We start from the raw sequence: 18,651 nt of genomic DNA on the forward strand, positions 1-18,651 counted from the left end.
TCTGCTAGTCGCGGGCCGCGGTCAGTTGTTCGGCGTGTTCCTGGAGGGACCTGACGCCGACGTCTCCGTGGGTGAGTGCGTCGATGCCCTGGACGGCGGCGGCGAGCGCCTGGACCGTCGTCAGGCACGGCACGGACCGGGCCACGGCCGCGGTACGGATCTCGTAGCCGTCGAGGCGGCCGCCCGTTCCGTACGGCGTGTTGACGATGAGGTCGACCTCGCCGTCGTGGATCAGCTGGACGATGGTCCGCTCGCCCTGCGGGCCCACGCCCTCGGACTGCTTGCGCACGATCGTGGCGTTGATGCCGTTGCGCTTGAGGACCTCGGCGGTGCCGGAGGTGGCGAGCAGTTCGAAGCCGTGGGCGACGAGTTCGCGCGCCGGGAAGATCATCGAGCGCTTGTCGCGGTTGGCGACCGAGATGAAGGCGCGGCCCTTGGTCGGCAGCGGACCGTAGGCGCCGGCCTGCGACTTGGCGTACGCCGTGCCGAAGACCGAGTCGATGCCCATGACCTCACCGGTGGAGCGCATCTCCGGGCCGAGGACGGTGTCGACGCCGCGGCCGTGGATGTCGCGGAAGCGCGACCACGGCATGACGGCCTCCTTGACGGAGATCGGCGCGTCCAGCGGCAGGGTGCCGCCGTCGCCGTTGGCCGGGAGCAGACCCTCCGCGCGCAGCTCGGCGATGGTCGCGCCCAGCGAGATGCGGGCGGCGGCCTTGGCGAGCGGGACCGCGGTCGCCTTCGAGGTGAAGGGGACGGTGCGCGAGGCGCGCGGGTTGGCCTCCAGGACGTAGAGGATGTCGCCGGAGAGCGCGAACTGGATGTTGATCAGTCCGCGTACGCCGACGCCCTTGGCGATGCCCTCGGTGGAGGCCCGCAGCCGCTTGATGTCGTAGCCGCCGAGCGTGATCGGGGGCAGCGCGCAGGCGGAGTCGCCGGAGTGGATGCCGGCCTCCTCGATGTGCTCCATGACGCCGCCGAGGTAGAGCTCGGTGCCGTCGTAGAGCGCGTCGACGTCGATCTCGATGGCGTCGTCGAGGAAGCGGTCGACCAGGACCGGCCGGGTGGGGCTGATCTCGGTGGACTCGGCGATGTACGAGGAGAGGCGCACCTCGTCGTACACGATCTCCATGCCGCGGCCGCCGAGCACGTAGCTGGGGCGTACGAGGACGGGGTAGCCGATCTCGTCGGCGATGGCCTTGGCCTCGTCGAAGGTGGTGGCCGTGCCGTGCTTCGGGGCCGGGAGCCCGGCCTCGGCCAGGACGCGGCCGAAGGCGCCGCGGTCCTCGGCGGCGTGGATGGCCTCCGGGGACGTGCCGACGACCGGTACGCCGTTGTCCTTGAGCGCCTGCGACAGGCCCAGCGGGGTCTGGCCGCCGAGCTGGACGATGACACCGGCGACCGGTCCGGCGAGGGTCTCCGCGTGCACGATCTCCAGCACGTCCTCCAGCGTCAGCGGCTCGAAGTACAGGCGGTCGGAGGTGTCGTAGTCGGTGGAGACGGTCTCCGGGTTGCAGTTGACCATCACGGTCTCGTAGCCCGCGTCGCTCAGCGCGAAGGAGGCGTGGACGCAGGAGTAGTCGAACTCGATGCCCTGGCCGATGCGGTTGGGGCCGGAGCCGAGGATGATCACCGCGGGCTTGGTGCGGGACGCGACCTCGCTCTCCTCGTCGTAGGAGGAGTAGAAGTACGGCGTCTTCGCGGCGAACTCGGCGGCGCAGGTGTCGACCGTCTTGTAGACCGGGCGGATGCCCAGCGCGTGCCGCACCTCGCGCACGACGTCCTCGCGCAGGCTGCGGATCGCGGCGATCTGGGCGTCGGAGAAGCCGTGCCGCTTGGCTTCGGCGAGCAGCTCGGGGCCCAGCTCGTCGGCGGCGGCGAGCTCGTCGGCGATCTCCTTGATCAGGAAGAGCTGGTCGACGAACCAGGGGTCGATCTTCGTGGCGTCGAAGACCTCTTCCTGGGTGGCGCCGGCCCGGATCGCCTGCATGACGGTGTTGATCCGGCCGTCGGTCGGGCGGACCGCCTCGGCCAGCAGCTCCGCCTTGTCGCCGGGCTCGCCGACGAAGGTGAACTGCGAGCCCTTCTTCTCCAGCGAACGGAGTGCCTTCTGGAGCGCCTCGGTGAAGTTCCGGCCGATCGCCATGGCCTCGCCCACCGACTTCATGGTGGTGGTGAGGCTGGAGTCGGCGGAGGGGAACTTCTCGAAGGCGAACCGCGGGGCCTTGACGACGACGTAGTCGAGGGTCGGCTCGAAGGAGGCCGGGGTCTTCTCGGTGATGTCGTTGGGGATCTCGTCGAGCGTGTAGCCGACGGCCAGCTTGGCGGCGATCTTGGCGATCGGGAAGCCGGTGGCCTTCGAGGCGAGCGCCGAGGAGCGGGAGACGCGCGGGTTCATCTCGATCACGATGACCCGGCCGTCGGTCGGGTCGATGGCGAACTGGATGTTGCAGCCGCCGGTGTCGACACCGACCTCGCGGATGATCGCGATGCCGATGTCGCGCAGCCGCTGGTACTCGCGGTCGGTGAGCGTCATCGCCGGGGCGACGGTGATCGAGTCACCCGTATGGACGCCCATCGGATCGAAGTTCTCGATGGAGCAGACGACCACGACGTTGTCGTGCTTGTCGCGCATCAGCTCCAGCTCGTACTCCTTCCAGCCGAGGATGGACTCCTCCAGGAGCACCTCGGTGGTCGGCGAGAGCGTGAGGCCCTGTCCGGCGATACGGCGCAGCTCGTCCTCGTCGTGCGCGAAGCCGGAGCCGGCGCCGCCCATGGTGAAGGAGGGGCGGACGACGACGGGGTAGCCGCCGAGCGTCTCGACGCCCGCGAGGACGTCGTCCATGGAGTGGCAGATGACCGAGCGGGCGGACTCGCCGTGGCCGATCTTGGCGTTGACGGCCTCGACGACGCCCTTGAAGAGGTCGCGGTCCTCACCCTTGTTGATGGCCTCGACGTTGGCGCCGATGAGCTCGACGCCGTACTTCTCCAGGACACCGTTCTCGTGCATGGAGATCGCGGTGTTGAGCGCGGTCTGGCCGCCCAGGGTGGGGAGCAGCGCGTCGGGGCGCTCCTTGGCGATGATCTTCTCGACGAACTCGGGGGTGATCGGCTCGACGTACGTGGCGTCGGCGATCTCCGGGTCGGTCATGATCGTCGCCGGGTTGGAGTTCACCAGGATGACGCGCAGGCCCTCGGCCTTGAGTACGCGGCAGGCCTGGGTTCCGGAGTAGTCGAACTCGGCGGCCTGGCCGATGACGATCGGGCCGGAGCCGATGACCAGGACGGACTGGATATCGGAGCGCTTAGGCACGCTGGCCCTCCATCAGGGAAACGAAGCGGTCGAAGAGGTACGCGGCGTCGTGCGGGCCCGCGGCTGCTTCGGGGTGGTACTGGACGCTGAAAGCCGGCTGGTCGAGAAGCTGGAGCCCCTCGACGACCTGGTCGTTCAGGCAGACGTGGGAGACCTCGGCGCGGCCGAACTCGGTGTCGGACACCTTGTCGAGCGGGGCGTCGACGGCGAAGCCGTGGTTGTGCGCGGTGACCTCGACCTTGCCGGTCGTACGGTCCTGCACGGGCTGGTTGATGCCGCGGTGGCCGTACTTCAGCTTGTAGGTGCCGAAGCCGAGGGAGCGGCCCAGGATCTGGTTGCCGAAGCAGATACCGAAGAGCGGGGTCTTCCGCTCCAGGACGCCTCGCATGACGGAGACCGGGTGGTCGGCGGTGGCCGGGTCGCCGGGGCCGTTGGAGAAGAAGACGCCGTCCGGCTGCACCGCGTACACGTCTTCCAGGGTGGCGGTGGCGGGCAGCACGTGCACCTCGATGCCGCGCTCGGCCATCCGGTGCGGGGTCATGCCCTTGATGCCGAGGTCGATCGCGGCGACGGTGAACTTCTTGGTGCCGATCGCGGGGACGACGTACGTCTCCTTGGTGGCGACTTCGGCGGAGAGGTCGGCGCCCACCATCTCGGGGGCCTGCTGGACGCGGGCCAGCAGCGTGGTCTCGTCGGCGACGGCGTCACCGGAGAAGATGCCGACGCGCATGGCGCCGCGCTCGCGCAGGTGGCGGGTGAGCGCGCGGGTGTCGATGCCGCTGATGCCGACGACGCCCTGGCGCTCCAGTTCCTCGTCGAGCGAGCGCTGCGAGCGCCAGTTGGAGGGCACCCGGGCGGGGTCGCGGACGACGTAGCCGGAGACCCAGATCCGTCCGGACTCGGGGTCCTCGTCGTTCACACCGGTGTTCCCGACGTGCGGGGCGGTCATCACGACGACCTGGCGGTGGTACGAGGGGTCGGTCAGCGTCTCCTGGTAGCCGGTCATGCCGGTGGAGAAAACCGCCTCGCCGAAGGTCTCCCCCACGGCCCCGTAGGCGCGGCCGCGGAAGGCGCGGCCGTCCTCCAGGACGAGTACGGCGGGAGCTTTGGCGGCTCCCCGGGTGGAGATCGTCATCGTGCGGTGCCTTCCGTAGTTCTGGTGAGTTGGTCGATGGCCTCGACCCAGGCCGGGTGCTCGGCCGAGCGGTCGGAGCGGAAGCCGGAGTCGATCAGCTTGTCGCCGTGCGCCCAGGTGATGATCAGCAGGCCGCCCTCGGGGAGGACCTTGCCGGCGATGCCCTTGTCGAGCCGGGCCTCACGCAGTGCGGCGGCCGGCACGAAGAAGTCGGCCGCGCCGGGGCGTACGACGTCGAGGCCCTGATCGGTCAGGGTGAGCTCGACGCGGCTGCGGGTGCCGAGGCCGTGGGCGACGATCCGGTCGAGCCACTGCCCGGCGGTGGTCGAGGCGTGGTACCGGCCGGTCAGCGTGAGCAGCTTCTCGCCGTCCGCGAACCCTTCGGGGGTGGAGCCGAGCTCCGGCAGGCCGGACTGGAGGCTGCCCCGCCACTTCCATCCCTGGCGCATCAGCCAGTAGACGAAGGCGATGAGCACGATCAGTCCGATGACCCAGCTGATCCGGGCCGACCAGTCGGTCACCTCGGCCGACTTCCGGTCGGCGGCGAGCTGGTACAGAGGGGTGAGTGATGTCACGCGAGCTTCCCGTCGACGACCGTTGCACGGCCCCGCAGGAAGGTGTGAGTGACTCGGCCCGGCAGCTCGCGCCCCTCGTAGGGAGTGTTGCGGCTGCGGGAGGCGAAGCCCGCGGGGTCCACGACACCACGGTAAGCCGGATCGACCAGGGTGAGGTTGGCGGGTTCACCGGCCGAGACGGGCCGGCCGTGTCCGTCGAGCCGTCCGATCGCGGCCGGGCGGAACGACATCCGGTCGGCGACACCCGCCCAGTCGATCAGGCCGGTGTCGACCATCGTCTGCTGGACCACGGAGAGCGCGGTCTCCAGGCCCACCATGCCCATGGCGGCGGCGGCCCACTCGCAGTCCTTGTCCTCGTGCGGGTGCGGGGCGTGGTCGGTGGCGACGCAGTCGATGGTGCCGTCGGCGAGCGCCTCGCGCAGGGCCATGACGTCGGCCTCGGTGCGCAGCGGCGGGTTCACCTTGTAGACCGGGTTGTAGGACCGCACGAGCTCGTCGGTGAGGAGCAGGTGGTGCGGGGTGACCTCGGCGGTGACGTTCCAGCCCTTGGACTTGGCCCAGCGGACGATCTCGACGGAGCCGGCGGTCGACAGGTGGCAGATGTGCACCCGGGAGCCGACGTGGGCGGCGAGCAGGACGTCGCGGGCGATGATCGACTCCTCGGCGACGGCGGGCCAGCCGCCGAGACCGAGTTCGGCGGAGACTACGCCCTCGTTCATCTGGGCGCCCTCGGTGAGGCGGGGCTCCTGGGCGTGCTGGGCGACGACGCCGTCGAAGGCCTTCACGTACTCCAGCGCGCGGCGCATGATCACCGCGTCGTCGACGCACTTGCCGTCGTCGGAGAAGACCTTCACTCCGGCGGCCGAGTCGTGCATGGCGCCGAGCTCGGCGAGCTTCTTGCCCTCCAGGCCGACGGTGACGGCGCCGATCGGCTGCACGTCGCAGTAGCCGGACTCCTTGCCGAGCCGCCAGACCTGCTCGACGACACCGGCGGTGTCGGCCACCGGGAAGGTGTTGGCCATGGCGTGCACGGCGGTGAAGCCGCCGACGGCAGCGGCCTTCGTCCCGGTGAGGACGGTCTCGGAGTCCTCGCGGCCGGGCTCGCGCAGGTGGGTGTGGAGGTCGACCAGGCCGGGCAGCAGGATCTGGCCCCCGGCCTCGACGACGGTCGCGTCACCGGCCTCGATGCCCGTGCCGACCTCTGCGATGGTCTCGCCGTCGATCAGGACGTCCTGGGGTTCGCCGCCGAGGACCTTCGCGCCGCGGATAAGGATCTTGCTCATGACTACTTGTTCTCCTCGGTACGGGACGGGGTGGCCGGGGCGGCGGATTCGTACCCGCCCAGCAGCAGGTACAGGACGGCCATGCGGATCGAGACGCCGTTGGCGACCTGCTCGACGACCGTGCAGCGGTCGGAGTCGGCGACCTCGGCGGTGATCTCCATGCCGCGTACCATCGGGCCGGGGTGCATGACGATGGCCTGCTCGGGCATCCGCGCCATGCGGTCGGCGTCCAGGCCGTAGCGGCGGGAGTACTCGCGCTCGGTCGGGAAGTACGCGGCGTTCATCCGTTCACGCTGCACACGCAGCATCATCACCGCGTCGGACTTCGGCAGCACCTCGTCGAGGCTGTAGCTGATGTCGCAGGGCCACTGCTCGACGCCGACCGGGACGAGGGTCGGCGGGGCCACCAGGGTGACGTGGGCGCCGAGCGTGGTCAGCAGGTGGACGTTGGAGCGGGCCACCCGGCTGTGCAGGATGTCGCCGACGATGGTGATCCGGCGGCCTTCGAGGTCCCGGCCGAGACCGCTGTCGGCCCCGACCAGGCGGCGGCGCATCGTGAAGGCGTCCAGGAGAGCCTGGGTGGGGTGCTCGTGGGTGCCGTCACCGGCGTTGACGACGGCGCCGTCGATCCAGCCGGAGGTGGCGAGGCGGTACGGGGCCCCGGAGGCGCCGTGCCGGATGACGACGGCGTCGGCGCCCATCGCCTCCAGGGTCAGTGCGGTGTCCTTGAGCGACTCGCCCTTGGAGACGGACGAGCCCTTCGCGGAGAAGTTGATGACGTCGGCGGACAGGCGCTTGGCGGCGGCCTCGAAGGAGATGCGGGTACGCGTCGAGTCCTCGAAGAAGAGGTTGACGACGGTACGGCCGCGCAGGGTCGGGAGCTTCTTGATCGGCCGGTCCGCGACCCTGGCCATCTCCTCGGCGGTGTCGAGGATCAGGACGGCGTCGTCGCGGGTGAGATCGGCGGCCGAGATGAGGTGGCGCTTCATCTGGGTGTTCTCCGGGTGGCTGGAGGGTTCAGGCATGCGGGCGTGCGGAAGCAGCCGGACGGGCTCGTGCTGGCCGTACGGGTGTGGTGCGGCTACTGCTCGCCCGCCGGGGCGGTCGGCTCGACACCGAGCAGCACGGCGTCCCGGCCGTCCTCCTCGGCGAGCTGGACCTTGACCGTCTCCCGCAGCGACGTGGGGAGGTTCTTGCCGACGTAGTCGGCACGGATCGGGAGTTCGCGGTGACCGCGGTCGACGAGGACCGCGAGCTGCACCGCACGGGGCCGGCCGATGTCGCCCAGGGCGTCGAGCGCGGCACGGATCGTGCGCCCCGAGAAGAGGACGTCGTCGACGAGTACGACCAGGCGGCCCTCGATGCCCTCGCCGGGGATCTCGGTGCGGGCCAGGGCGCGCGTCGGGCGCAGCCGCAGGTCGTCGCGGTACATGGTGATGTCGAGGGAGCCGACCGGCATCTTCCCGCCGGTGATCTCTTCGAGTTTTCCGGCCAGACGGCGGGCGAGGAATACGCCCCGCGTCGGGATGCCGAGGAGCACCACGTCGTCGGCGCCCTTGGCGCGCTCGACGATCTCGTGGGCGATCCGGGTCAGTACCCGGGCGATGTCGGGAGCCTCCAGAACGGGGCGTGCCGCATTGCCGGTGGCTTCGTGCTGTGCGTCCATAAGAAACGGACCTCCTTCTCCGCCTCACGGGACGGACGTTAAAGGACGTCGAAATTGCGTCATCCACGATACCAGGGCTTGCACCGGCCCCTGCTCACACCCCCGGGAGGTGGCGGTCCGGACCATTCGGCTTGACGCATCCAAGTAACGCTGCGTAACCTCACAGTGAGTTACCAGCAACGCGGCGGAGCCGCGAAATGTCCCAGCGTCCGGGGAGCCTTATGTCCAGCGAATACGCAAAACAGCTCGGGGCCAAACTCCGTGCCATCCGCACCCAGCAGGGTCTCTCCCTCCATGGCGTGGAGGAGAAGTCCCAGGGCCGCTGGAAGGCCGTCGTGGTCGGTTCGTACGAGCGCGGCGACCGTGCCGTGACCGTGCAGCGCCTCGCTGAGCTCGCGGACTTCTACGGGGTCCCGGTGCAGGAGCTCCTGCCCGGTACGACGCCCGGCGGTGCCGCCGAGCCGCCGCCGAAGCTCGTCCTGGACCTGGAGCGTCTCGCCCACGTCCCGCCGGAGAAGGCCGGTCCGCTGCAGCGCTACGCGGCGACGATCCAGAGCCAGCGCGGTGATTACAACGGCAAGGTGCTCTCGATCCGCCAGGACGACCTGCGCACACTGGCCGTGATCTACGACCAGTCGCCGTCCGTGCTCACGGAGCAGCTGATCAGCTGGGGCGTGCTGGACGCGGACGCGCGTCGCGCCGTGGCCCACGAAGAGGGCTGACGCCCCTCTGAAGAAACGTGCCGCCGTGTCGGTGCGGGTTCACCCCTTCGGGTGCCCGCTCCGGCACGGCTTTTTCGTGCGTGACGGCTCGTGCGTTTGTCGTGCGTGACGGCTCATGCACGACGATCCCCGCGCGACGGTCCGACACACGCCGAAGGGCCCACGGTCACCCGACCGTGGGCCCTTCGTTGGCTGAACGCCGCCGGAGCTACTGCTCCCGGCGGAGGTTCGGCTTGAGGTCCTTGAAGCGGGCCAGCAGCCCGTTCACGAAGGACGGGGAGTCGTCGGTGGAGAACTCCTTGGCGAGCTGGACCGCCTCGTCGATCACCACCGCGTCCGGGGTGCCGTCCACCCAGATCAGCTCGTAGGCACCGAGCCGCAGGATGTTCCGGTCGACGACCGGCATGCGGTCGATCTCCCAGTCCACCGCGTAGGTCACGATGAGGTCGTCGATCCGGTCCGCGTACTGCGCGTACCCCTCGACGAGCTCCATCGTGTACTCGGTGACCGGCGGCTGACGGCTGTCGGTCCGCGAGTGCCGCACCCAGTCCGCGAGGACCGTCTGCACGGACTCACCGCGCTGGTCGGCCTCGAAAAGGATCTGGAAGGCACGCTTGCGGGCCGTGTTCCGAGCAGCCACGGTTAGCTGTTCACCCGGCCGAGGTAGTCGCCCGTGCGAGTGTCGACCTTGATCTTCTCACCGGTGGTGATGAAGAGCGGGACGCCGATCTCGTAGTCGGTCTCCAGCGTGGCGGGCTTGGTGCCACCGGTGGAGCGGTCGCCCTGGACGCCCGGGTCGGTGTGCTTGACGGTCAGCTCGACGGCGGCGGGCAGCTCGACGTAGAGCACCTCGCCCTCGTGCTGGGCGACGGAGGCGGTGAAGCCCTCGATCAGGAAGTTGGCGGCGCTGCCGACGGCCTTGCGGTCGACCATGAGCTGGTCGTAGGTGTCCATGTCCATGAAGACGAAGTACTCGCCGTCCATGTACGAGAACTGCATGTCGCGACGGTCGATGGTGGCCGTTTCGACCTTCACGCCGGCGTTGAACGTCTTGTCGACGACCTTGCCGGAGAGCACGTTCTTGAGCTTGGTGCGCACGAAGGCCGGGCCCTTGCCGGGCTTGACGTGCTGGAACTCGACGACGGACCAGAGCTGGCCTCCGTCGAGCTTGAGCACCAGGCCGTTCTTGAGGTCGTTCGTGGAAGCCACGGTTGCGGAATCTCCTGGACTGAAGCTGGTGGAACGACCGAGGATGCGCGCTAGAGCGCGAGCAGCTCCTTGGTCGTAATGGTGAGTAGCTCGGGTCCGCCGTCCGCCTCGGGGCGCACGACGAGCGTGTCATCGATCCGGACCCCGCCCCGGCCCGGGAGGTGGACCCCCGGTTCGACGGTGACCGGCACACAAGCGTCCAGTTTACCCATGGCCGCAGGTGCCAACTGCGGGTCCTCGTCGATTTCGAGTCCCACCCCGTGCCCGGTCCAGGGTGCCAGGCCCCCGCCGTGCCCCGCGGAGTCCAGGAGATACCGGGCCGCGCGGTCCACGTCGCGGTAGGCGGCGCCGGGGACGAGGGCCTCGCGCCCGGCCCGCTGAGCGGCGAAGACGAGGTCGTAGAGCTCGATCTGCCAGTCGGCCGGCGTGGTCCCGATGACGAACGTGCGGCCGATCTCGCAACGGTAGCCGCGATAGTTCGCGCCCAGGCAGACGGAGAGGAAATCTCCCTCCTCCACCCGGCGGTCCGAGGGGCGGTGGCGGCCCTGGCCGGAGTTCGGGCCGGTGGCGACGGAGGTGGCGAAGGCGGGGCCGTCGGCGCCGTGGTCCACCAGGCGGCGCTCCAGCTCCAGGGCGAGGTGCCGTTCGGTGCGGCCCACCAGGATGGATTCGAGGAGTTCGCCCAGGGCCTGGTCGGTGATCTCGGCGGCGATCCGCAGGCAGGCGATCTCCTCCTCGTCCTTGACCACCCGCAGCTGTTCGACGGTGGCACCGAGATCGGCCAGCCTGAGCCGCGGGGCGACCGAGCCCATGGCCCGGTGGCGGGAGACCGTCAGATGGTGCTCCTCGACGGCCAGGGACTCCGCGCCCGAGGAGCCGGCCAGATCGGCGGCCGCGACCACCGGATCGCCGTCGGAGGCCGGCAGCAGGGAAACCCGCAGCTGATCGTCGGTGCGCCCGTCGGCGGGATCGCCGCTCGGGGCGCGGGGGGAGAGCAGGACGTCCCCGCCGGGCCCGAGCAGCAGCACGGCGCCCGGGGGCGCCCCGCCCGCGAGATAGCGGACGTTGGCGGGGCGGGAGACCAGAGCGGCCGCGGATCCGACGGCGGCGCACCGGTCGCGAAGCAGCCCGCGGCGGACGGCGTACACCTCTGACATGTCACGAGCCTACGAGTGGTGGCCCGGGCCTGCTCGGTCAGCGCATCCGACCGGGGGGCGACCGCCGGCCGGATCGCCGGGCCGGGCGCCCGCCAGGTGATGGTTCACCAGGTCGGCGGGCTGGCTATGGAGCGGGCGAGTATGTCGTCCAGGACGCGGGCGGTGGTCTCCACGTCGTACGTCGAGTTGTCGATGATCGGCAGCCCGGAGCCGTACCAGCCGGCCATCCTGCCGTGGATCCTGGCGACCTCCTCGTCCGAGAGGCGGCGGTTGCCGCTGCGGGCGGCGTTGCGCTCCAGCACGATCTCCAGGCCGGGCAGCAGGACGACGGGCAGGAGTCCGGGGCCGACATGGCGCTTCCAGCCGCCGAGGCCGACGACCGGCCGGTCGGGGAAGACGGCGTCGTCGAGGATGCAGGAGATGCCGTTGGCGAGGAAGTTACGGGCGGCGAAGCCGCAGGTGCGACGGGCCAGGCGGTACTGGGCCTCGGAGTGGTCGTTCCACCCGGCCTGCGGGTCGGCGAAACCGGAGCAGACCCATTCACGGACGTCGTCGAGGCTGACGTGGGCGGTGGGCACCCGGCGGCGGCTGGCCCAGAGCTTGGCCACGGTGGTCTTGCCGGCGCCCGCGGGGCCGATCAGGAGGACGGCGAGGGTCGCGCTGCCCGTGCCGGGCTCGGCGGGTGGTGCGGGCAGCGGGACGGGGCCGCCGGGCGGCAGCTGGACGTGTCCCGTGGTCTCCCTGGCGGGAGGACCCGGGGCATGGTGCGGGGCCGGCCCGCTCCACCCACTGGTCGTGGGAGGGGTGGTGGGCGGCGGCGGCCCCGGCGGACCGGGGTGCTGGGCCTGGTGCATCCAGCCGACAGGTCCGCTTCCGGGGCCTTGGGGCGGCGGCAGCGGGGCCCCCACTGCGTGCTGCATCCGGTGCCACTCCGTCTCGTACAGGCAACTGGCGCTGGTGGAACGGCAACCGTACCGTCCCCGGCCGCCGCAGAGACAACGGTCGGGGACGCGCCACAGTGCCCGGTCGGCCGGGAATCCGGTCGGTCAGTCGGTCAGCTCGTCCGCGAGGGCGCGCAGGGCGAGCCGATAGGAGCCGATGCCGAATCCGGCCACGGTCCCCGTGGCCACCGGCGCGACCACGGAGTTGTGGCGGAATTCCTCCCGTGCGTACGGGTTCGAGATGTGCACCTCGATCAGCGGGGCGGTGCGCTGGGCCGCCGCATCCCGCATCCCGTACGAATAGTGGGTGAAGGCCCCCGGGTTGAGAACGACCGGAATTGAACCGTCCGCGGCCTCGTGGAGCCAGCGGATCAGCTCGCCCTCGTCGTTGGTCTCACGGACGTCGACATCGAAGCCGAGCTCCTTGCCGAGCGCCTGGCAGGTGTCGACGAGTCCGGCGTAGGACGTGGCACCGTACACATCCGGCTCGCGGGAGCCGAGACGGCCGAGGTTCGGGCCGTTGAGGACGAACACCCGGCGGGTCACGCCGACACCTCCCCGTAGGCGGCCAGCAGCACGGCCGGGTCGGGGCCCTCCAGGACGGTGGGCTTGCCGAGGCCGTCGAGGACGATGAAGCGCAGCAGGTCGCCGCGGGACTTCTTGTCGACCTTCATGTTCTCCAGCAGCTTGGGCCACTGGTCGCCGCGGTAGGTGAGCGGCAGTCCGACGGACTCCAGGACGGCGCGGTGCCGGTCGGCGGTGGCGTCGTCGAGCCGTCCGGCCAGCCGGCCCAGCTCGGCGGCGAAGACCATGCCGACCGAGACGGCCGCGCCGTGCCGCCACTTGTAGCGTTCGTTCTTCTCGATGGCGTGGGCCAGGGTGTGGCCGTAGTTGAGGATCTCGCGCAGTCCGGATTCCTTCAGGTCGCTGGAGACGACCTCGGCCTTGACCCGGATGGCCCGTTCGATCAGCTCGGCGGTGTGCGGTCCGGTGGGCCTGCGGGCGCCCTCCGGGTCCGCCTCGACCAGGTCGAGGATCGCCGGGTCGGCGATGAAGCCGGCCTTGATGATCTCGGCCATGCCGCTGACGTAGTCGTTCACGGGCAGCGAGTCCAGCGCCGCGAGGTCGCAGAGGACCCCGGCCGGCGGGTGGAAGGCGCCGACGAGGTTCTTGCCCTCGGCGGTGTTGATGCCGGTCTTGCCGCCGACGGCCGCGTCGACCATGGCGAGCACGGTCGTGGGCACGGCGATCCAGCGCACCCCGCGCAGCCAGGTCGCCGCGACGAATCCGGCCACGTCGGTGGTGGCTCCGCCGCCGACGCCGACGATCACGTCGGTGCGGGTGAAGCCGGTCTGTCCGAGCGCCTTCCAGCAGTACGCCGCGACCTCGACGGTCTTGGCCTCCTCGGCGTTCGGCAGCTGGATCGCGATGGCCTCGTAGCCCTGCTCGGCGAGGTCCTGGCGGACCGCCTCGCCGGTCTCGGCGAGCGCCTCGGGGTGCAGCACCGCGACGCGCTTGGCACGGTCGCCGATGAGCACGGGCAGTTCGCCCAGCAGCTGCCGGCCGACCAGCACCTCGTACGGGTCGGTGCCCGCGCTGCCTGCGATCGGGATACGGGTGAGGCCCTGCTCGGTCATACGTGTGTTCTCCCGGCCGGGGGTGACGGGGTCGTCCGTGCGCTCCGGCAGTTCCAGTGCGTCGAGGACCGCCTGGGCGACCTCTTCGGGGGTTCGCTCGTCGGTGGCGACGGTCGCCCGGGCCACCTCGATGTACAGGTGGCGGCGGGCGTCCATCAGCTCGCGCCACTGACGACGCGGGTTGACGGCGAGCAGCGGGCGCGCGGTGTTCAGCCCGACCCGCCTGACGGCCTCCTCCACGTCCATCGAGAGATAGACGACCGGGTGGTCGGCGAGCAGGGCGCGGGTCGTCCCGTCGAGCACGGCGCCGCCGCCGAGGGAGAGGACGCCCGTGTGCTCGGCGACCGCGGCGTGCACCGCCTGTCGCTCCAGCTCGCGGAAGTACTCCTCGCCCTCGTCGTAGAAGATCTCCGGGATCGGCTTGCCGGCCGTGGCCACGACGTCCGCGTCGGTGTCCCGGTAGGTGGTGCCGAGCCGGTCGGCGAGCAGCTCACCGACCGTGGACTTGCCGACGCCCATCGGGCCGACGAGGACGATCAGCGGGCCGCTCATCGGATCTGGAGGTGGTCGAGGTACGACTGCACATTGCGGTGGGTCTCGGTGACGCTGTCGCCGCCGAACTTCTCCGCGACGGCGTCGGCCAGGACCAGGGCGACCATCGCCTCGGCGACGATGCCCGCGGCCGGAACGGCACAGACATCGGAGCGCTGGTGGTGGGCCTTGGCGGGCTCTCCGGTGACGACGTCGACGGTGGCGAGCGCGCGCGGCACGGTCGCGATGGGCTTCATCGCGGCACGGACCCGCAGCAGCTCGCCGGTGGTCAGACCGCCCTCGGTGCCGCCGGCGCGGCCGGAGGCGCGCTTGATGCCGTCCTCGGTGACCAGGATCTCGTCGTGCGCCTTGGAGCCGGGGACCCGGGCCAGGTCGAAGCCGTCGCCGACCTCGACCCCCTTGATGGCCTGGATGCCCATGAGGGCGGCGGCGAGCCGGGCGTCGAGACGGCGGTCCCAGTGGACGTGCGAGCCGAGGCCGACGGGCACCCCGTACGCCAGCACCTCGACGACGCCACCGAGGGTGTCGCCGTCCTTGTGGGCCTGGTCGATCTCGGCGACCATCTCCTTGCTCGCGTCGGCGTCCAGGCAGCGCACCGGGTCGGCGTCGAGCTTCTCGACATCGGCGGGCGTCGGGTAGACGCCGTAGGGCGCCTTGGCCGCGGCCAGCTCGACGACATGGCTGACGATCTCGATGCCGGCGGTCTCCTTGAGGTACGACCGGGCGACGGCACCGAGCGCGACGCGGGCCGCCGTCTCCCGGGCGCTGGCGCGCTCCAGGATCGGCCGGGCCTCGTCGAAGCCGTACTTCTGCATGCCCGCGAGGTCGGCGTGGCCGGGCCTCGGGCGGGTCAGCGGGGCGTTGCGGGCCAGCGCGGCCAGCTCGTCGGGGTCGACCGGGTCGGCCGACATGACCTGCTCCCACTTGGGCCACTCGGTGTTGCCCACCATCACGGCGACCGGGGAGCCCATGGTGAGACCGTGGCGCACCCCGCCGAGGAAGGTGACCTCGTCCTTCTCGAACTTCATCCGCGCACCGCGGCCATAACCGAGCCGCCGCCGGGCGAGTGCGTCCGCCACCATCTCCGTGGTGATCGGGACGCCGGCGGGAAGACCCTCCAGCGTCGCCACGAGTGCGGGGCCGTGCGACTCCCCCGCGGTCAGCCAGCGCAACCTGCTCAACGGTGCTCCTCATGCTCGCGCCTGGAACTGCAACGGCGCGACCGGGTGCGCGGCCCTGGCCCGCCGCCTTTGATCCTCCCACGACCGGGCGCCCGAACCGGCCGCCGGTCCAGCAGACGGACGGACAGTCCCGGTGGGCGCGAGGGCTCAGCGGGCGGCGAGCGCGGCTTCCCCGGCCTGCCGCATGGCCGCGAGCGGGGCGGGCGCACGGCCCGTCATCTGCTCGACCTGAAGGACGGCCTGGTGCACCAGGAGGTCGAGACCTCCGACGACTGCGCCGCTGCGGGCCGTCCAGGCGGCAGCGAGCCGGGTGGGCCAGGGCTCGTACAGCACATCGAAGAGGGTGCCGGGCCGCTCCGGGACGGCAGCGGTCAGGGCGTCCGTGGCACCGGCCGGCGTGGTCGCGATGACCAGCGGGGCGCTCAGTGCCTGCTCGGCCTCCGCCCAGTCGGCGACCCGGACGTCCACACCGAGGCGTTCGCCCCAGCCGCGCATCTCCTGGCCCCGCTCCCGGCTGCGGACGTATGCCGTGACCGGTCCCGTGCAGATCTCGAACAGCGCGGCGAGCGCCGACGACGCGGTCGCCCCGGCACCGAGCACGGCGGCGGACTCGGTCTTCTCGACCCCGCGTTCGCGCAGTGCGGCGATCATCCCGGGGATGTCGGTGTTGTCGCCGGTCAGCCGGCCGTCCTCGGTGCGGACGACCGTGTTGACGGCCTCCACCGACGACGCGGTCCCGCTGATGGAGTCCAGCAGCGGAATGACCGCCCGCTTCAGCGGCATGGTCAGCGAGAGCCCGGCCCAGGTGGAGTCGAGCCCCTGGACGAAGCCGGGGAGCGCTGCCTCGTCGACCTCGAACCGGTCGTACGTCCAGTGGGTGAGGCCGAGTTCGGCGTACGCGGCCCGGTGCAGCACCGGAGAGAGCGAGTGCGCGATGGGCGAACCGAGGACGGCCGCCCGGCGGGGCCCGTCAGCCGAGGCCATGCTGTTCCTTGAATTTGTCGTTGAGCTTCTCGTGCTCGGCGGCCGTCTTGGTGAAATCGGTCTTCTTGCCGTCGAGCGAGATGAAGAACATCCACCCGTCGCTGGTGGGGCTGAGCGTGGCTCGCAGGGCTTCGTCGCCCGGATTGCTGATCGGACCCGGCGGAAGTCCCGCATGGTAATAGGTGTTGTAAGGATCCGGGTTGCTCAGGATCTCACCCGAACCGATCTTGATCTTGCTCTGGTTCTTGAGGTAATTGAATGCGGAGTCGAATTGAAGCTTGCGGTTCGTGGCCACGTTGTCCGCCTTCAAGCGGTTGTAGGCGACTTCGGCCATCTTGCGGAAGTCGTCATGCGTGAGGCCTTCCGCCTGGACCAGGCTGGCGACGGTGAGCACCTCCCACGGGCCGTCCAGCTTGTACTTCTTGGCGGTTCCTTCGAGGTCGAGCTTTTCGTACTCCTCGTTGGACCGCGAGACCATCTTCTTGAGGAGCGACTCCGGCTTGGTTTCCTTGGTGACCGGGTAGGCGGCCGGGAAAAGGAAGCCTTCCAACGGGTCCTTGATGTCCTTGTTCTTGCTCGCCCAGTCGGGCAGACCGAGCTCGGACGCGTCGGACTTGGCGATGTCCTTGGTCGTGCCCTTCTTGAGGCCCAGCTTCTTGTCGACCATCTCGTAGACGGCGACATTGCGGAAACCCTCGGGAATCACCAGAAGATTCTGGCTGTTCGGGTCGACCATCATCTTCACGGCCTCGGCCGCAGACATCTTCTCGCGGAGCAGATAGACGCCCGCCTGGATCGAATTCCCCTTGGGGTTCTCGTTCTGCGCGGAGACGAACGCGTCGACGCTCTTGACGACACCCTTCTCCTTCAGGATGTTGCCGATGGCGTAGCCGAGGGCGCCCTTCTCGATCTCGACCTCGACCTCGCCGGTGCCCTTGCCGGCGTAGTCGGGCGCCGCGCCGAACTTGTCCTTCCAGTACGAGTAACCGAAGTAGCCCACCCCGCCGAGGCCGCCGACCAGGACCAGCGAGACGACCAGGCAGGCGCAGCCGCTGCGGCTCTTCTTCTTGCCCTTGCCCCGGCGTTCGCTCCCGCCCCGGCCACTGCGGCGTGACGCACGCGAGTCGTCCTCGCCCTCGTCGTCGGGGTCGTTGTCGTCACGGTCGTCGGCGCCCGTGAAGAAGGGGTGGGTCTCCTCGGGCTGGGTCTCCGGGTCCCAGTCCGGGCTCTCCGCCGGGGCCTGCTGGGGAGCGGCCTCGCGACGGCCCGGGGGCTGCGGCGGCGGGTAGGCCTCCTGCGTGCCGTAGAAGTCCTGCGTCTCGCCGTAGCCGCCCTGTCCCCCGCCGTACGCGTCAGCAGCCGGCTGGGCGTCGTACGGCATCGCGGCGGGCTGCTGCCCAGTGCCCCAACCACCGTTGTCGTACTGCGGCTGCTGGGGTTGCTGTGGCTGCTGCGCGTACGGGTCCTGCGGGACTCCGTAGCCGGGCTGCTGCTGATAGTGCTGCTGGGCGTAGGGGTCCTGCGGCTGCTGCGGCTGCTGCGGTTGCTGCGGTTGCTGCGGTTGCTGCTGCGCGTACGGGTCGTGGGGGTAGGGCTGCTGCTGGCCGCCGTACTGGCTCTGGCCGTGGGCAGACTGCTGTCCTCCCCATCCCTGGTCCCCGTACAAGGGGTCCTCGGGATGCCACGGTTCGGAGCCGGGGCCCCGGCCATACTCAGTCATCGATCCCCTAGAGCCGCGAGACGACGTTCCGTCTCTTGCTGTGCGGTGTTTGTTCGAAGCACCGCCGCATCGCGCGGAACGTTACCGTATCGCGATCAGACAACCACTTCGACGCCTTCGCCGGGGGCCTTGCCCGACGCCCGTTCAGACTCCAGAGCGTTCTGAAGGATCACCACAGCGGCAGCTTGGTCGATGACGGATCGGCCTTTCTTGGACTTCACGCCCGAAGCGCGCAGCCCCTGACTGGCCGTCACTGTGGTCATCCTCTCGTCCACCAAGCGCACCGGGATGGGTGCGACCGAGCGGGCGACCTCCTGGGCGAAGACCCGGATCTTGGCGGCGGCGGGTCCCTCACCGCCGCCGAGGGACCGCGGCAGGCCGATGATGATCTCGATCGGCTCGTACTCCTCGACGATCTGCCCGAGCCGCCGGTGGGCCGCCGGGACATCACGTCCCGGGACGGTCTCCACCGGCGTGGCGAGGATCCCGTCGGGGTCGCACGAGGCGACCCCGATCCGGGCGTCCCCGACATCGATCGCGAGACGACGACCGCGGCGCATCTGCGTCATTCCCGTC

General features: G+C 70.4%; 17 protein-coding genes. 1 reads left to right on the forward strand and 16 read right to left on the reverse strand.

The window, feature by feature from the left end:
- Positions 1-4: 4 nt before the first annotated feature.
- The 6 genes from carB to pyrR all read right to left on the reverse strand — a co-directional run bounded on the left by carB (position 5) and on the right by pyrR (position 7,972).
- Positions 5-3,313 (reverse strand): carbamoyl-phosphate synthase large subunit, encoded by a 3,309-nt coding sequence (gene carB / locus OG978_RS08000; protein WP_326764526.1) that lies wholly within the window; start codon positions 3,311-3,313, stop codon positions 5-7.
- The gene (carA, locus tag OG978_RS08005) at positions 3,306-4,448 is read right to left on the reverse strand and encodes a glutamine-hydrolyzing carbamoyl-phosphate synthase small subunit (RefSeq protein ID WP_326764527.1); all 1,143 of its coding nucleotides are present in this window, start codon (positions 4,446-4,448) and stop codon (positions 3,306-3,308) included. Before carA ends, carB begins: the two co-directional genes overlap by 8 nt.
- Complete coding sequence (locus tag OG978_RS08010; RefSeq protein WP_326764528.1) at positions 4,445-5,023, reverse strand: PH-like domain-containing protein; 579 nt, start codon at positions 5,021-5,023, stop codon at positions 4,445-4,447. Before OG978_RS08010 ends, carA begins: the two co-directional genes overlap by 4 nt.
- Complete coding sequence (locus OG978_RS08015; RefSeq protein ID WP_326764529.1) at positions 5,020-6,306, reverse strand: dihydroorotase; 1,287 nt, start codon at positions 6,304-6,306, stop codon at positions 5,020-5,022. The genes OG978_RS08010 and OG978_RS08015 overlap by 4 nt, the downstream gene beginning before the upstream one ends.
- Positions 6,307-6,308: 2 nt before the next feature.
- The gene (locus tag OG978_RS08020; RefSeq protein WP_326769963.1) at positions 6,309-7,295 is read right to left on the reverse strand and encodes an aspartate carbamoyltransferase catalytic subunit; all 987 of its coding nucleotides are present in this window, start codon (positions 7,293-7,295) and stop codon (positions 6,309-6,311) included.
- A gap of 92 nt (positions 7,296-7,387) precedes the next feature.
- The gene (gene pyrR / locus OG978_RS08025) at positions 7,388-7,972 is read right to left on the reverse strand and encodes a bifunctional pyr operon transcriptional regulator/uracil phosphoribosyltransferase PyrR (RefSeq protein WP_326764530.1); all 585 of its coding nucleotides are present in this window, start codon (positions 7,970-7,972) and stop codon (positions 7,388-7,390) included.
- A gap of 221 nt (positions 7,973-8,193) precedes the next feature.
- Between pyrR and bldD the strand changes: the two genes are divergently transcribed.
- Positions 8,194-8,694 carry a transcriptional regulator BldD gene (gene bldD, locus OG978_RS08030; protein WP_014044812.1) on the forward strand — a complete coding sequence of 167 codons (501 nt, stop codon included), beginning with the start codon at positions 8,194-8,196 and terminating at the stop codon, positions 8,692-8,694.
- A 208-nt stretch (positions 8,695-8,902) separates the two neighbouring features.
- Here the strand turns inward: bldD and nusB are convergent, their stop codons facing one another.
- The 10 genes from nusB to ruvX form a co-directional block, all read right to left on the reverse strand.
- Positions 8,903-9,334: a transcription antitermination factor NusB gene (nusB, locus tag OG978_RS08035; protein ID WP_326764531.1), complete on the reverse strand. Its 432-nt coding sequence runs from the start codon at positions 9,332-9,334 to the stop codon at positions 8,903-8,905.
- 2 nt (positions 9,335-9,336) lie between these two features.
- Complete coding sequence (efp, locus tag OG978_RS08040) at positions 9,337-9,903, reverse strand: elongation factor P (protein WP_266917247.1); 567 nt, start codon at positions 9,901-9,903, stop codon at positions 9,337-9,339.
- A gap of 50 nt (positions 9,904-9,953) precedes the next feature.
- Entirely contained in the window at positions 9,954-11,060 is a 1,107-nt protein-coding gene (locus OG978_RS08045) for an aminopeptidase P family protein (protein ID WP_326764533.1), read from the reverse strand.
- A gap of 104 nt (positions 11,061-11,164) precedes the next feature.
- Positions 11,165-11,980, reverse strand: coding sequence for a Pro-rich N-terminal domain-containing protein (locus tag OG978_RS08050; protein WP_326764534.1), 816 nt, complete (start codon positions 11,978-11,980; stop codon positions 11,165-11,167).
- Between the two features lie 126 nt (positions 11,981-12,106).
- On the reverse strand, positions 12,107-12,547 hold the full coding sequence (gene aroQ, locus OG978_RS08055; protein ID WP_326764535.1) for a type II 3-dehydroquinate dehydratase: 441 nt from the start codon (positions 12,545-12,547) through the stop codon (positions 12,107-12,109).
- Positions 12,544-14,190: a 3-dehydroquinate synthase gene (gene aroB / locus OG978_RS08060; RefSeq protein WP_326764536.1), complete on the reverse strand. Its 1,647-nt coding sequence runs from the start codon at positions 14,188-14,190 to the stop codon at positions 12,544-12,546. The genes aroQ and aroB overlap by 4 nt, the downstream gene beginning before the upstream one ends.
- On the reverse strand, positions 14,187-15,371 hold the full coding sequence (aroC, locus tag OG978_RS08065; RefSeq protein WP_326764537.1) for a chorismate synthase: 1,185 nt from the start codon (positions 15,369-15,371) through the stop codon (positions 14,187-14,189). Before aroC ends, aroB begins: the two co-directional genes overlap by 4 nt.
- A 147-nt stretch (positions 15,372-15,518) precedes the next feature.
- Complete coding sequence (locus OG978_RS08070; protein WP_326764538.1) at positions 15,519-16,355, reverse strand: shikimate dehydrogenase; 837 nt, start codon at positions 16,353-16,355, stop codon at positions 15,519-15,521.
- Positions 16,342-18,075: an endolytic transglycosylase MltG gene (gene mltG, locus OG978_RS08075; RefSeq protein WP_326764539.1), complete on the reverse strand. Its 1,734-nt coding sequence runs from the start codon at positions 18,073-18,075 to the stop codon at positions 16,342-16,344. The genes OG978_RS08070 and mltG overlap by 14 nt, the downstream gene beginning before the upstream one ends.
- A gap of 95 nt (positions 18,076-18,170) precedes the next feature.
- On the reverse strand, positions 18,171-18,644 hold the full coding sequence (gene ruvX, locus OG978_RS08080; RefSeq protein ID WP_326769964.1) for a Holliday junction resolvase RuvX: 474 nt from the start codon (positions 18,642-18,644) through the stop codon (positions 18,171-18,173).
- Positions 18,645-18,651 lie beyond the last annotated feature (7 nt).

The sequence above is a fragment of the Streptomyces sp. NBC_01591 genome (genome assembly GCF_035918155.1).
In the GTDB taxonomy this organism is placed as follows: domain Bacteria; phylum Actinomycetota; class Actinomycetes; order Streptomycetales; family Streptomycetaceae; genus Streptomyces.